This window comes from Brumicola pallidula DSM 14239 = ACAM 615, assembly GCF_000428905.1.
Classification (GTDB): domain Bacteria; phylum Pseudomonadota; class Gammaproteobacteria; order Enterobacterales; family Alteromonadaceae; genus Glaciecola; species Glaciecola pallidula.
In genome coordinates, this window is the sequence record NZ_AUAV01000023.1 from 15,350 (window position 1) to 29,550 (window position 14,201).

A 14,201-nucleotide genomic window follows, 5' to 3' on the forward strand; every position below is an offset into this window, starting at 1 on the left:
TCATGGTAGCTTTCACAAGATTACAAATCAACATTAATCGTATTTATACGATAAAAATACTAACTTGCTATAGTTATTTTTTGCGAGTTAAAACACAATAAAACTACCTACTTAATTTTCTATAACCACATTTAAAACAAACGTTTAACTATTCTCATACCGTTTTATCGTAAAACGTATTGTTAATTTTTTGTCATAAAAAAGTAATATTAATTTATCTAATTTAAGCAAAATCATTGTAATTCTCAGTCAATTGATTATATTTATACGATAAATAGGTTTTAACCTATTTTTCCGTGCCAACACACACAGACACACACACAAATATCAGTACGCTAAAAAAAGAAAGCTCGAAAAAGCAAAGGGGATACACGAATGAATAAAACATTATTAACATTTGGTAAACGCACATCAGTTGCGATAGCAGTCGCAGGCGCGTTACTAAGCTCAAATCAAGTTATTGCACAACAAGAATCAGCTTCCGATCCTGTAGAAGTTATCCTTGTCAGCGGCATCAGAAGCAGTCTTAAAGCCTCTATGCAAGACAAGAAAAGTTCAAATTTAGTATCAGATGGTATTAAAGCCGAAGACCTAGGTAAATTTCCTGATTTAAACGTGGCTGAATCATTGCAACGTATAACGGGTGTTTCTATTGACCGAAGTGGTGGTGAAGGCCAAGCAGTTACCATTCGTGGTTTTGGTCCTCAATTTAACACAGTACTTGTTAATGGCCGTCAAATTGCCACCGACAGTGCAGGACGCGAGTTTAACTTCGATGTTTTGGCATCTGACCAAATTGTTGGCGCTGATGTTTATAAGAGTACTAGCGCGACCATGCAAGAAGGTGGTATTGGCGGTACAATCAGTCTGATAACCGCTAAGCCATTCGACTACGAGGGTTTCAAAGCCGTTGCTTCTGTTAAAGGCATGTACGAAAGCTTGAGTGAAAAAACATCTCCTTCTGTTTCTGCATTAGTCAGCAACACATTTAACGACGACACTATGGGCGTATTATTAGCGGTAAGTCATCAAAAACGTGACATACAGATTAACCAAATCTCAACTGCAGGTTGGCGAGGTGGTCAGACTATTCAGAATAATCGCGACGGGGTTTTGTTCTCAAACGCATATATTCCAAGAAACTGGGATCAAATAGTTGATAATCAAGAACGTACTCGCACAAACGCTAGTTTAGTATTTCAGTACGCGCCATCAGACGACATTACTATCAGCTTGGACGGCTTCGTTTCAAAGTTCGAAGTTGATTCAGTGGTTACCGATCTCGCGTCGTGGTTCGAACCTGATCGTGTTGGTTCAGCGACTATTGACCCAGCAACCGGCACTTTGCTTACATTTAGCCAAGACATCGGTTTGGATGCTCAAGGCAGTGGTGATCCCGCAAGTGACTTCGTATCAACAACACGTAACTCGCGTGATGTTACAAACGATGGTTTTGGTTTGAACGTTGAATGGGATATTAACGATTCATTAAAAGCGGAGTTTGATTTATCGACTTCATCTGCTGAAAACGACCGTGCTGGTAAAGACCGTTTTAACGTTGTAGGTATTATAAATAGCTACGAGTTTGATGGCACTGGCAGTGTTCCGACCGTTCAACATGACGGTTTTGGCGGCGGTAGTTTACCTGACGCTTCGTTGTCTCGTTTACACTATAATGAAAAAGGTAATGTACGCACAGAGCAAGACGAAATTACTGAATTCAAAGCTGACTTTACCTACCGTCCAGATAGTGATGTACTAGACAGTGCTAAATTTGGTATTTACAGACAAGAACGTGAGAAAAATTCATTTCAGATATTTGGAGGCCAATGTGCGTTCTGTGGTTATGATACGCCGGCGCCAAATGATGTAATCAACTTCCGTCCATTTACTGCGAATAATTTCTTCCCTGGCTTAATCGACACTTTCTACACTTATGATGGTGATGCGATGGTCGATTACCTAGCGTCAACTGGTAACCCAATTGTTCCTACATTGCAAAACAACCGCTACACAATCAATGAGGACATTACGAGTTTGTATATGGATTTCACCTTTATATATGATATTGGTGACATGCCGTTGTCAGTCAATGTGGGTGCACGCTACGCGCAAACTGATATTGCCGTTTCTGCTGTACAAAGTTTCTTATCTGATGTAATACCAACAACAGATGCAACATTGTTCCAAAACGTATTTGGTCCAGCAACCGATATCCTGCAAGGTGGCAGTTACGCTAACCTTTTACCGAGTGTGAATACTAAATTACAAGTTACTGATGAAATGATTGTTCGGTTCTCGGTATATGATTCACTAACTCGTCCAACAATGAATCAGTTATCACCAGCGACTACCTTTAATGAGCCGCGCCGTCAGAATTTAACCGCATCAGGTGGTAATCCTACATTGAAGCCCTTCCAGTCTGACAACTGGGATATTTCATTCGAGTATTATTATGGCGATGCTAACTTGTTTACGTTCGCATTCTTTAATAAAGAAGTGGATAACTTCATTACGCGATTGACTGGCCCTGAAACTTATACGTTGAATGATCGTTTAACTACGCCTAATAACAGATGTAGCGTTACCAATACTGCTCTTTGCAGCAGTGATGCGACAGCAGGCGCAGACGAACTCAATGGTTTAACCGAACTCTACACAGTAACTCGCCCGCAAAATGGTGATGCTGCGACAGTAACCGGTTATGAAATAGGATTAACTCACTTGTTTGATAACGGTTTTGGTTTTCAAGCCAACGCAACTATCGTAGACAGCAACGTTTCATTAGGTAGTGATACAACTCAGTCGTTTGCTCTTGAAGGTTTAGGTGATTCTCAAAACTTAGTCGTGTTCTATGAGAATGACCAAATTCAAGCACGTATTGCTTATAACAATCGTGAAGGTTTCCTACGCGCGATTGATAACGGCTTTAACGGCGAACCAATTAATACGGAAACATTCGGTCAATGGGACGTTAGCGCAAGCTACGACATTGATGAAACGTTCACCGTATTCTTCGAAGGTATCAATATTACTGAAGAAGAATTGGTTCAAACAGGTCGTTTCGCTAACCAAACTTACTCAATAGAAGACAATGGTCGTCGTTTTGCACTTGGCGTACGAGCGGTATTCTAAAAATAAGAACAAATAAGCAAATGTAATCTTGGTGAATGCCAGCTTGAGTTTCCTAGGCTGTGCATTCACACTTTATATAAAGGCTTTGCATAAAGGCTTTGCATAAAGGCTTTGCATAAAGGCTTTGCATAAAGGCTTTGCATAAAGGCTTTGCATAAAGGCTTTGTTTTAAAACTAGAGCATGTGTATAAAGCTCAAAGCATATTTACTTCGCTCCACACAGCGTTTATCGTTGCCTAGGGGGAAAGCCTTTTGAAACTGCACATTTAACGGATTACGAAAGCTATGTCTGACGCTATAAAAACGATTGCAATTGTAGGTGGTGGTACAGCCGGTTGGCTAAGTGCAGCTATCATTGCAGCTCATCATAAATCAAAGTCAGGCGACCGCAATGCGTCAGGGATTGAGATTAAATTAATTGAATCATCGGATATTCCCACCGTAGGTGTTGGCGAAGGTACTTGGCCAACCATGAAAAACACCTTGCGCGATATTGGTATTAAAGAAGCAGACCTATTTGCAAATTGCCACGCTGTATTCAAACAGGGTGGTAAATTCGTAGATTGGGTACACGGCAATGGCGATTTTTATTATCATCCGTTTACTGTGCCCTTAGGCTATGGCCGAATTGATTTGGCGCCATATGTTTCCGATATCGAAAAGTACGCAGTCGAAGCAAACTTCCAACACCACGTTTGTGAAGCTGGGTTGGCACCTCGGACTATTTCAGAATCTGAATATAGCGGTCAGTGCAATTATGCATATCATATCGATGCGGGCGAATTTGCTGAACTATTAAAGCATCATTGTAAAAGCAAGCTAAATGTCACTCATATTGTCGATACAGTTAATCAAGTAACCTTAGCAAGTGACGGCAGTATTAGCTCTATCAGCCTGAATAAGCATGCAGATGTTGAAGCCGACCTATATGTCGATTGTACCGGTTTTGCTGCCTTGTTACTTGGTGGTAAATTGAACGTTCCATTTATTAAAATGGATGATGTGCTTTTCAATGATTCAGCTCTTGCTATGCATGTACCATATGATAGCAAGGACAGTCCTATTGCATCTCATACCATTGCAACCGCTCAGAACGCAGGTTGGATTTGGGATATTGGCTTGACTCACCGCCGGGGTGTGGGTCATGTATATTCAAGTAAATATCTATCAGATGAAGAAGCCGAAGCTAATCTTCGTAAATATATTGGTGAAGCAAGTAAAGGCCTAACCGCGAGAAAAATATCCTTTGAATCCGGTCACAGAGAGCGTTTTTGGGAAAAGAACTGCGTGGCTGTTGGTATGGCGGCTGGCTTTGTTGAGCCTCTTGAAGCTACAGCTATTATGTTAGTTGAAATTTCAGCTCGCTATATTGCAGAAAATTTACCACCAACAAAAGCAATAATGCCCACGGTTGCAAAACGTTTTAACCAGCAAATGCGTTATCGTTGGTCACGCATCATTGATTTCTTAAAACTCCATTACATGCTTACTAAACGCCCAGAGCCCTATTGGCAGGCACATACTAACCCTAAAGACATACCAGAAAGTCTAAAAGAAGATCTTTCAATATGGGGCTACCGCGGTCCAACAAGCGGAGACTTCAAAAGTGCGATAGAATTATTTCCGGCCGCCAGTTATCAGTATGTGATTTATGGCATGGGCTTTAAACCTGACTTCTCTCAGCAAGCGCATCTTTATCAAGAACAGCAGCAGGCTGACATGATCATTCAAAGAAATCAGAAAATAACTGAACAAATGCTACAAACACTTCCCTTGCATAGAGAATATATTGAGAAGTGGCTTGCAAACACACAAATGAAGTAGTGAAAATATGAAAAAATTGACCTTAGTAGAATTAAGTAATAAAGCACATAAAGATTTTAAAATAAAAAATAATGCAGTTATTGATCATATTGCAAAACAACATTTAATGAATTTACGCGCGACCGAATTAGGCCAAGCAGCGACCTGCTATCCTGTATTTGCAACCAAGAATACGCACAATGGATTTTGGACCTTTTCGGCAATGACAAGTTTTACACCTAATGAAAATTTATTTGTAAAAAATGACAAATTTGATGTTATTTATCGTCCAACAAGTATTCAAACATTTCCGTTTTATCTTATGCAAGCACCTTCTGAAGGAAATACCTACACCATAGGTATTTTAGAGGACCAAGGTGATTTTTCAAAAACCACTGGCGAGCCATTGTTTGATGAAAAGAGTAGTCCTACTGAAGGAACCAAAAGGCGTGCTCAACTTTTAGATGCCGATGTTCAAAAAGACATACAAACAGCTCAGTTTAGTAAAGCATTAGACGACCTTGGTTTATTCAAACCACTGGACATGAATGTTCAGTTAGCTGATGGCAATTCTAAAAAAATTAGAGGCTTACACACGATAGATGAAGATCGCTTTCAAATCCTTAGCATTGAAGAACTAGATTCACTGCGCCAGCAAGGTTATTTGATGCCGATCCTTGCAATGTTGATATCACTTTTACAAGTAAACAAACTAATCACCCTTAATAATCAAGATGTTGAAAGAGCACCGATTGTTGAAGTGAAGATGGAAGTAGCAAAGGATGCTGTTATTTCTTAACTAAGCGGTCTTATTAAGCTATTCACTTAAAGACAGTTATTTTTTAGCAACGCTCAATGTTCTGCTTAATCGTTGTTCCCTGGTGCAAGCAGCTATTAATTTAACGAAGTAAAATAGAAGACTAAAAACAATAAAGACTCGCCATTTTATTTAATGAGCGACTAAGGAATAAGTATGTCAGACAATCTAATTCAAATTTCGGTGTTTTTGGGCGTGACTATCCTGATCGCATTTTTAACTTATATGCACTGCCGAGGTAGGGGGCATAGCTCAACTAACCAAACAAAGGAATATTTTTTGGCGGGAGGTGGACTTGCTTGGTATTTTGTTGCTGGCTCAATCACGTTAACTAACCTAAGTACCGACCAATTAGTTGGCATGAACGGAAACCAAATGGCCCTGTTGGCTCTCTGGGAATTTTCAGCGGTAATAGGATTAATTGTTTTAGCAAAAGTATTCCTACCTGTTTATTATCGATATAAATGCACAACGACAACCGAACTTCTTGAGCGCAGGTACAACGATAAAAATATTCGTGCTGTTATCAGTGTCTTATTTTTTGCCGGTAGCGCATTAATTTTTTGTCCAGCCGTCATTTACAGTGGCTCGCTATTTATGATCAACATGTTCGACTTGAATGTGAATATTATGTATGTTGCGCTTGCCTTTGCAGCTATAGGCGCAATGTATGCCATATTCGGTGGACTACGAGCAGTTGCTGTATCTGATACTTATTCTGGCGTGTTGCTATTAGTGATGGCTCTTGTGGTAGTATTTGTTGCCTTGGAAGCAATAAACTATGACTTCTCCGGTATTCCTCCGGAACGCTTAACGCTAATTGGCGATAACGAGTCACCGATCCCTTGGCATACATTATTAACAGGTATGATATTCATCCAGATGTTTTACTGGGGTACAAACCAAGTTATTACGCAACGCGCAATGGCGGCTCCTAGCTTAAAAGAGGCACAAAAAGGCGTTTTTGCAGCGGCGGCTATACGTTTATTGATTGTCCCAACTATTATCGTTGTGCCTGGTATTATCGCTTTTAAACTATACGGCGACATTGGTGATGCTGCCTACGGAACTATTGTAGGTAATTTATTGGACCCATCATTGTCTGGTATTTTTGCAGCCGCTATGGCTGCAGCGGTATTAACTACGTACAACAGTAATTTGAATTCAGCGACGGCACTGTATGTGTGTGACATTCATCAAGCGTATATTAATGACAAGCCTAACGTGCCTAAATTGAGTGGATTTGTTACCGCTATTTTAACTATTATTTCACTAGCTCTAGTGCCGGTGTACGCCAGTGCAGATAGTATTATTAATTTAATTCAGCAGTTATATGGCTTGCTGAGTATGCCAATCCTTTCGGTATTTGCAGTGGGTCTATTATTCAAAAACGTACACGCTAACGCGGCGATAACATCTGTCGTATTTGGTATTTTATTATACGCTTCTTTGTCCTTTGAATTCTCACCAATACATGCACCTTTTGGTCTGCACTACATTCACTTAATGTTTATTACTCTGGTTTCTTGCATTAGTGTTGCATTGATAGTGAACAAAGTTGTGTTTGGACAAAACCCAATACTTTCTTGGGCGAATACAGCAGAGATGACTGAAGCTTAGCAAATAACGCCTGTCCTTATATTGAGCCGATGCGTTGCAAAACCATCGGCTTTCTTATGTCTCATTAAATAACGAAATTATTAAGATATAAGCTTGTAATTCTTAAGTTACAATTGATGCCATCTCAGAGAAACATGACAGGTATAAGTATGAATTGAGAAGTGATAGACGTTATAACAGATATGTTGGTTACTTTAGGGTAATTGTCACGCTTGTTTATTTATTCCATGTTGGTACAGTTAAGGAAAATGGACTGCGCTGGACGATACCTTTTTTCGTTAGAAGAACTATCTCATTGCGTATAAGAAACTTCGAAAGTGCTAAAATTAAGGTTAATGATAATCAAGGTAATCCGATTGAGATTGCAACTATCGTTGTTTGGTCTGTATCAGATACTGCCGAAGCAGTGTTTGAAGTTGATGACTATGAAAGCTATGTCACGATCCAAAGCGAGTCTGCATTAAGAATTATGGCCAGCAGTTTCCCTTATGATCCTAGCGATGATGCTGAAGCTGAAGTTGCGCTGAGAAGTCACCCTGTTGAAATTGGTGAGCGCTTAAAACATGAAGTTCAAGAACGACTCGGCAAAGCGGGCATAACGGTTCAGGAAGCGCGAATAAGTCATCTTGCTTATGCACCTGAACAAGAAGCACCTGAACAAGAAGCACCTAAACAGGAAGCACCTAAATGACAGCTCTATCTAATAAAGTAGCGTCACTGAAGATAACTAATTTGTAAGTAAAGCTGACTGATTTAAATCAATAAATGCTGTAAGCCGCAACTAAAACATGATTAGCGGTTTAATTTTGTCTACTTATTGGCCACTGAATTGAGCCATGATTCAGATCAAAGTTGTATTTAACCCGAGGGTGTAGACTGGCTGAAAAGAGCCAATTATGCATATACTGGCTCTTTTATTCATTTACTGCTCAATATGGGAGTCGGCTATGAGTGATAAAAAGATTATTTTAATCCTCAAGATTGCGATGGCGTTTGGCGTTTGCTTAATCCTACTAGGCGTTTACTTTCATTTGTTCAATCAAACAATTGAAGAAATGGGCGTAAATGGCATCATCATCAGTGCAGCCTGCGTTGCAATCGGCATGGCATTATCTTTACCAACAAAAATGTTTCTTACCTTTGTTCTCATGAAAAGAGAAATCGAGCAGGACTAAGAGGTATTCTAAACACTTATAAGCCACGATACAGTGGTCACGACCTATTCAGAACTGATGAACACAAAAGAATAATTATGATTAAGTGTGTGTTGTATAGCTAAGGCATATTGTTCATGCTTTTTGCACATCTACAGTCGGCTCAGTTCTTATATGAAGATTCGCCAAGGAGCGACCACTATTCTGGGTGGTAACTGTGGTGAAAGTCCACGTGATGTTGCACACTTTCTTACTACACTGGATAACAATGGTGCAGCACTCAATGTTGGATTATTGGGGACCCTGATGAGGTCCAAGATAATTCCACCTATGCCGCCCCCCATCAATACCCCACAGGTATTGATTTTGTTATCGTAAATGGTATCCCCGTTATTGTAGAAGTTAAAATGACTGGTGCTTTACCTGTAGAGGACTAAAAAATTAAAACCTGAATACGGATGCGCCATCTACAAAAAATATAATGATTGTAGGAATACATCACTTCATAATAAACGTATTTATATGATATATTTAAAGTTAACTTAGTTTGTTGCTTAACTCAGTTTCAATTTAGTCAATCAACACGCTAACATCAAACGTATCACGAGGATTATTCGACATGACTGCTTTATCAGACTTTGTTCAATTAGATAGTCGCCAAGCAAGTCTGGTGATTGATTGCACATCAAACACGCCAGCTATCGCCTATTTTGGCAAACGTTTAAATGAACAAACCTCTTTTGACATGCTAAAGCTGTTGTTAACACGCCAAGAGGCAAAATGCGCCGTAATTGTTGAAGCGCCTATTTCACTGACACCATCAATGGGGGAAGGTTTCACGGGCGGTCCTGGTATTGAGCTAAACAATGACAGCAACGCTTGGTCAATAGGCGCCAAGCTGCAAAAAATTGAGCAGCTTAATAGTCAAGAAGTGCGATTTGAATCTTTTGATGAAGCACGCAAACTAACACTCAGTCACTTTATTAAACTCGACGAAGTCAGCAATGTAATAAGCGCATCAACGACATTAATTAACCACAGTAAAACACCGATTGGGGTTAATTATTGCGCAGCACCAACAATTCCTATGCCCGATCATATAACCAAGTTAATGTCCTTCGAGGGACGTTGGTCAAATGAATTTCATCGCAACACTATCGATTTATTTTTGGGTTCTGTGCTGCGTGAGAATCGTAAAGGCAAAACCTCACACGATAGCTTCCCGGGTGCTATATTGCATGAGCAATATACGAACGAGAGCCAAGGTGAATGTTATGGTTTCCATTTAGGTTGGAGCGGTAATCACCGAACGCGAATTGAGTTATTGCCAGAGCAACGCACCTATATTCAAATGGGTGAGTTGTTAATGCCCTCAGAACTTACCTTGCAGAAAGGTCAAGCTTATACTTCACCAACGCTCTACTGCACATACTCACAAACAGGCTTTAGCTCACTTTCGAACAACTTCCATCAGTTTGTACGTACTCAAATTCTCACTACAAAACAGCAAGCAAAGCCCAGACCTGTGCATTACAACACGTGGGAAGGTATTTATTTTGAGCACAATGTAGATACCTTAAAATCCTTAGCCGATCGCGTTGCCAGCTTAGGGGTTGAACGTTTTGTATTAGACGACGGCTGGTTTAAAGGACGTCGCGGTGACTATGCGGGTTTAGGTGACTGGACCGTGGATTATGCTATTTATCCCGATGGTCTGTCTCCGATCATTGATCATGTTAATGGCTTAGGCATGGAGTTCGGTATTTGGTTCGAACCTGAAATGGTTAACCCCGACAGTGATTTATACCGCGCGCATCCAGATTGGGTATTGCACACTGAGGGCAATGAACAACTACGTTTTAGAAATCAGCTGGTGCTGGATCTAACACGCCCACAGGTGGTGGATTATCTGTTTAAGTGTATTGACGATATCCTAAGCGAATATTCAAGTATTCGTTATATAAAGTGGGACATGAATCGCGACATTAATCATGCCGGTAATGCTCACGGAAAACCAGCCGTCAGTAAACAAACTCATGCCTTATATAAACTCATCGATGACTTGCGCGAAGCCCATCCTGAGGTAGAGATTGAAAGTTGCTCATCCGGCGGTGCACGCGTTGATTATGGCATTTTAAGTCATACCGACCGCGTTTGGACCTCAGATTCAAATGACGCCATTGATCGTCTCGATATTCAACGTGGTTGCTCATACTTCTTTCCATCAGAAGTTATGGGAGCACACGTTGGACCCCGAGATTGTCACATTACCGGGCGTCGTGTGAGCATAGAAATGCGCGCAGGGGTTTCTTTCTTTGGTCACTTAGGTTTAGAAATGGACCCTAGAGAATTGAGCGAACATGAAATGCAGACACTTAGTGATATTATTGCGCTGCACAAAAAACACCGCGCGCTAATTCATTCAGGAAAACTCATTCGCTTAGATACGGATGGTAACTCGGTCGATTTTGGTATTGTGAGTAGCGACAAATCGCACGCTTTGTATGCTTATAACTGCGTTACTGAGACTAAACGTACAGTCCCTAAAAAATATAGATTTAACGGTTTAGATGCCTCTAAAACCTATCAGTTTAATAAGATTTGGCCAACTAACCTTAAAGAGTATTCAACGTCTATTTTAGCAAAAATAGATGGCCAGAAAATAAGTGGGCAGGCTCTGATGCAACTGGGTATGCAGTTACCTATAGGCTTCCCGCAAACGACGCTTATTTTTGAATTAAAGGCAGTTTAATCATTCGGCTATTGAAGATCGTCGGCGTGACATTTGACCGCCGCCTCAGATCACACAAACGGGTTCTGCAACACCTTCAATTCCATGCAATTGATAGATGAAAATATTACCTGATTGTGGCTCTATCATTAAACGTTCGGGGGCCAGTGAATGCTTGGCTGTGGTCACAATCAGCCAATCCATCTGTGGGCCTCCTATCGCCACACTCGACGGCTGACTGACAGGCATATCGACCACTAAATCAATCTTGCCCTTTGGGTTGTATCGAACAACTTGTGAAGCTCCCCAATGTGCACTCCAGAGGTAATCCTCTGAATCCACTATTGAGCCATCAGGAAACCGATGTCCTTGCGTTGTTGCAAACACTCTTTTATTGGATAGTTGTGTCGTTCTTGTGTCAAAATCGTAAGCGCTAATCGTGCGCTTTGGTGAATCGGCGTGATACAGCGTTTTGCCGTCCTTACTCCAACATAAACCATTAGAAATTGACACATTGACTACTTTTGCATCACATTGTTTATTCGCGTCTATACAATATAGATTGCCCAAAACAATGTTATTCAAATTGCTGTCATCATCGGCCGCAACAGATTCATTCATAGTGCCAGCCCAAAACCGACCTTGTCGGTCAGTTCTGCCATCATTAAAGCGATTCGTTTTTATATTCTTTTCAGGTTGGGCCAACCACTCAAGTTGTTCGGTAACAAGATTATAGCGCGCAATCCCAATATCAAATGCAGCGATAATTTGATTTTTAATTGGTGTAAAAGAAAAACAACCAATTCGATACGGCATATCAAAAGTTTCAACACCATGAGTTCTAGGGCAATAGCGTTGAATTTTGGCGCCAATGATATCGACCCAATAAATGACTTGCTCAAACTCATTCCACAGCGCGCATTCGGCTAAAATACATTGTGAGTTAATACTGAAAAGTAACTTGCCCACCTTTTTCGGCAGTTGAGTTTTATTCACGCTTACATCCTCTTTTTCAAGTGTACAAAATCTGCTTAAGCCGTTTCTTGATTTACTTCATTTATACTCTGGAATACAGAATTAAAGCCCAATAAAGTGGTCGTTGTTACCTGACAAATTTCGGTTGAAATTGATTGTGACTCTAGCACGCTAGCAAAACAAGAACTTAAGTGAGGAGCGCCAATAATACTGACTTTATCCATTTTAGCGAGGCTCCATTCGGTGGCATTCATAGAAGCACGAACATCGCTCCCTATGAGCAACCCTGAAAGATAGGAGGTTGCTTCATGGGCACTCAATTGCCCAAATAACTGCCTCGAACGCACACTAAATAGCCCATGAATTAAACTACCCATTTCACTATTTAGGGTAAAAGCAGCGCCGGAATCAAATGCTTCTTGGTTAAACACTCCCTGATTAAACACTCCCTGATTAAACACTGTCACTTTTTCTTGGATCAACACGCTGTGATTTGCAATCAGGTCAAACAACTCGCCAGTTAACGCTGTTTTAAAGAGCTTAATTTTGCCGTCTTCAACTAGTACCCATTTAGTATGCGTACCCGGTAAACAAACTAAATGTCTACCAACTTGGTTTTCCTCAGCTAATTGCAGCCAACCCAAAATTTGTAACTCCTCCCCGCGCATGCAGTCGTAATTGTTATTTTCGAGTTTACAACTCAAGCCCGGAATAACATTAATATTGTAACCGTTACACTGAAAATTCACGCACGATTTAGCCAGTTCTTGGGGTGAAATGGGACTAGACAAATAGGGTGTCTCTTTCCAACCAATACTTGAGCCAATTTGTCCTGCCATTAAGACGGGTAGTTTGCCGTATTCAACTTCCCACGGCGAAATGCATTGCATTAAGGTTTCCTCAAAACTCAAGGCTGACTTACTTACTCCTAACCCTGCCCTGCGAGTGACTAGTTTCAAACTGCCATCGCTTTTAACTTTACAAAGAAAAGCGCGAAGTCGACTCGTCCCCCAATCAACAGCAATAAAATAGGAAGATCTTTGCATTAAGTTCTCCCACCATCAATATTGATGGCTTGCCCCGTAATCATGGAAGAATTATCTGAGGCCAAAAATAGCGCTAAATTGGCAACGTCATGAGGTTTTATGCGTTTTTTAAGCGCCATCGCGTCAGTCCATTTTTGCTCTTCTTCCTCGGTTAACCAACTGGCTAGTTGTCGATCGGTGGCCACCCACCCAGGCAAAATAGCGTTAACTCGAATATTGTCGCCGCCAAAATCGCGAGAAAGTGACTTCGTCATGCCCATTAATCCTGCCTTTGCGGTCACATAACCGGTCATTTGCTGTGGGCCAATAAGCGCATTAATAGAACTGAAATTAATAATACTACCAGAGGCATGCTCTCGCATAATTTTGAAAGCCGCTTGTGAAGCAAAGAACGCAGGGTCTAAGTTGACCTGCATACACTTATGCCAATCATAGGCCGAGATATTTTCAACGTCTTGGCGAGCATCATTGCCCACATTGTTGACTAGCACATCCAAGCTACCCAATGCTTTTGATGCTTCTAAAATCGCCAATTGTAGTGTTTTAGGATCAGTCACATCGACTTTTCGATACCAAAGTTGAGCGCCATCATTTTTAGATTCAATCCCAGTAATTAATGTTGCTGAGGCTTGCTCATCGATGTCAATAAAAGCAACTTTAGCTTTTTGCCCGACAAATGCCTTTACCATTGCAGCGCCAATGCCAGTTGCGCCTCCAGTTATAAACACAACCTTACCAATGAGACTTGAATACTGTGTCGCGTTTTTGTCAATAGAATCGGTCACCCAATCCTCCATTTGTCGAGGTGTTGAAGAATATTAATCACGCTGTGAACACTTAAATATTATTAACGTAATCAGTTAGGGCCTTTTGGGTTATTATCATATTATACTAACTGAAAACAAATATGATAATTCAAA

At 40.7% G+C, this 14,201-nt stretch carries 10 protein-coding genes and 1 pseudogene; 8 read left to right on the forward strand and 3 right to left on the reverse strand.

Annotated elements, in window-relative coordinates; all coding sequences use genetic code 11:
- Positions 1 to 375: 375 nt before the first annotated feature.
- From G399_RS0109060 to G399_RS0109090, 8 genes and pseudogenes are all read left to right on the forward strand, one after another.
- Complete coding sequence (locus tag G399_RS0109060) at positions 376 to 3,135, forward strand: TonB-dependent receptor (protein ID WP_006015405.1); 2,760 nt, start codon at positions 376 to 378, stop codon at positions 3,133 to 3,135.
- Between the two features lie 285 nt (positions 3,136 to 3,420).
- Positions 3,421 to 4,959, forward strand: a complete 1,539-nt coding sequence (locus G399_RS0109065) for a tryptophan halogenase family protein (RefSeq protein ID WP_006015401.1) — start codon at positions 3,421 to 3,423, stop codon at positions 4,957 to 4,959.
- A 7-nt stretch (positions 4,960 to 4,966) separates the two neighbouring features.
- Entirely contained in the window at positions 4,967 to 5,737 is a 771-nt protein-coding gene (locus G399_RS0109070; RefSeq protein WP_006015398.1) for a SapC family protein, read from the forward strand.
- 174 nt (positions 5,738 to 5,911) lie between these two features.
- Positions 5,912 to 7,375, forward strand: coding sequence for an SLC5 family protein (locus G399_RS0109075; protein ID WP_006015395.1), 1,464 nt, complete (start codon positions 5,912 to 5,914; stop codon positions 7,373 to 7,375).
- A 226-nt stretch (positions 7,376 to 7,601) separates the two neighbouring features.
- A pseudogene (locus G399_RS20450) lies at positions 7,602 to 8,018 on the forward strand (SPFH domain-containing protein); the annotation flags it as partial.
- 304 nt (positions 8,019 to 8,322) lie between these two features.
- Entirely contained in the window at positions 8,323 to 8,550 is a 228-nt protein-coding gene (locus tag G399_RS0109085) for a hypothetical protein (protein ID WP_006015391.1), read from the forward strand.
- Between the two features lie 153 nt (positions 8,551 to 8,703).
- Positions 8,704 to 8,907 carry a hypothetical protein gene (locus tag G399_RS21995; protein ID WP_148277490.1) on the forward strand — a complete coding sequence of 68 codons (204 nt, stop codon included), beginning with the start codon at positions 8,704 to 8,706 and terminating at the stop codon, positions 8,905 to 8,907.
- A 241-nt stretch (positions 8,908 to 9,148) separates the two neighbouring features.
- Positions 9,149 to 11,281 carry an alpha-galactosidase gene (locus G399_RS0109090; RefSeq protein ID WP_006015389.1) on the forward strand — a complete coding sequence of 711 codons (2,133 nt, stop codon included), beginning with the start codon at positions 9,149 to 9,151 and terminating at the stop codon, positions 11,279 to 11,281.
- Between the two features lie 45 nt (positions 11,282 to 11,326).
- On the opposite strand, the gene G399_RS0109095 is transcribed toward G399_RS0109090, so the two are convergent.
- From G399_RS0109095 to G399_RS0109105, 3 genes are read right to left on the reverse strand one after another with little or no spacing between them, the layout of a single operon-like run.
- Positions 11,327 to 12,256, reverse strand: coding sequence for an SMP-30/gluconolactonase/LRE family protein (locus G399_RS0109095; RefSeq protein WP_006015387.1), 930 nt, complete (start codon positions 12,254 to 12,256; stop codon positions 11,327 to 11,329).
- A gap of 35 nt (positions 12,257 to 12,291) precedes the next feature.
- Entirely contained in the window at positions 12,292 to 13,281 is a 990-nt protein-coding gene (locus G399_RS0109100) for a 2-dehydro-3-deoxygalactonokinase (protein ID WP_006015385.1), read from the reverse strand.
- The gene (locus tag G399_RS0109105) at positions 13,281 to 14,066 is read right to left on the reverse strand and encodes an SDR family NAD(P)-dependent oxidoreductase (RefSeq protein WP_006015384.1); all 786 of its coding nucleotides are present in this window, start codon (positions 14,064 to 14,066) and stop codon (positions 13,281 to 13,283) included. The genes G399_RS0109100 and G399_RS0109105 overlap by 1 nt, the downstream gene beginning before the upstream one ends.
- Between the last annotated feature and the right edge of the window lie 135 nt (positions 14,067 to 14,201).

What these genes read in the sequence shown, in the direction of transcription:
- G399_RS0109090 (WP_006015389.1), top strand. Translation starts at nt 9,149, where the DNA reads ATGACTGCTTTATCAGACTTTGTTCAATTAGATAGTCGCCAAGCAAGT.
- G399_RS0109060 (WP_006015405.1), top strand. Translation starts at nt 376, where the DNA reads ATGAATAAAACATTATTAACATTTGGTAAACGCACATCAGTTGCGATA.
- G399_RS0109075 (WP_006015395.1), top strand. Translation starts at nt 5,912, where the DNA reads ATGTCAGACAATCTAATTCAAATTTCGGTGTTTTTGGGCGTGACTATC.
- G399_RS0109100 (WP_006015385.1), bottom strand. Translation starts at nt 13,281, where the DNA reads ATGCAAAGATCTTCCTATTTTATTGCTGTTGATTGGGGGACGAGTCGA.
- G399_RS21995 (WP_148277490.1), top strand. Translation starts at nt 8,704, where the DNA reads ATGAAGATTCGCCAAGGAGCGACCACTATTCTGGGTGGTAACTGTGGT.
- G399_RS0109065 (WP_006015401.1), top strand. Translation starts at nt 3,421, where the DNA reads ATGTCTGACGCTATAAAAACGATTGCAATTGTAGGTGGTGGTACAGCC.
- G399_RS0109085 (WP_006015391.1), top strand. Translation starts at nt 8,323, where the DNA reads ATGAGTGATAAAAAGATTATTTTAATCCTCAAGATTGCGATGGCGTTT.
- G399_RS0109070 (WP_006015398.1), top strand. Translation starts at nt 4,967, where the DNA reads ATGAAAAAATTGACCTTAGTAGAATTAAGTAATAAAGCACATAAAGAT.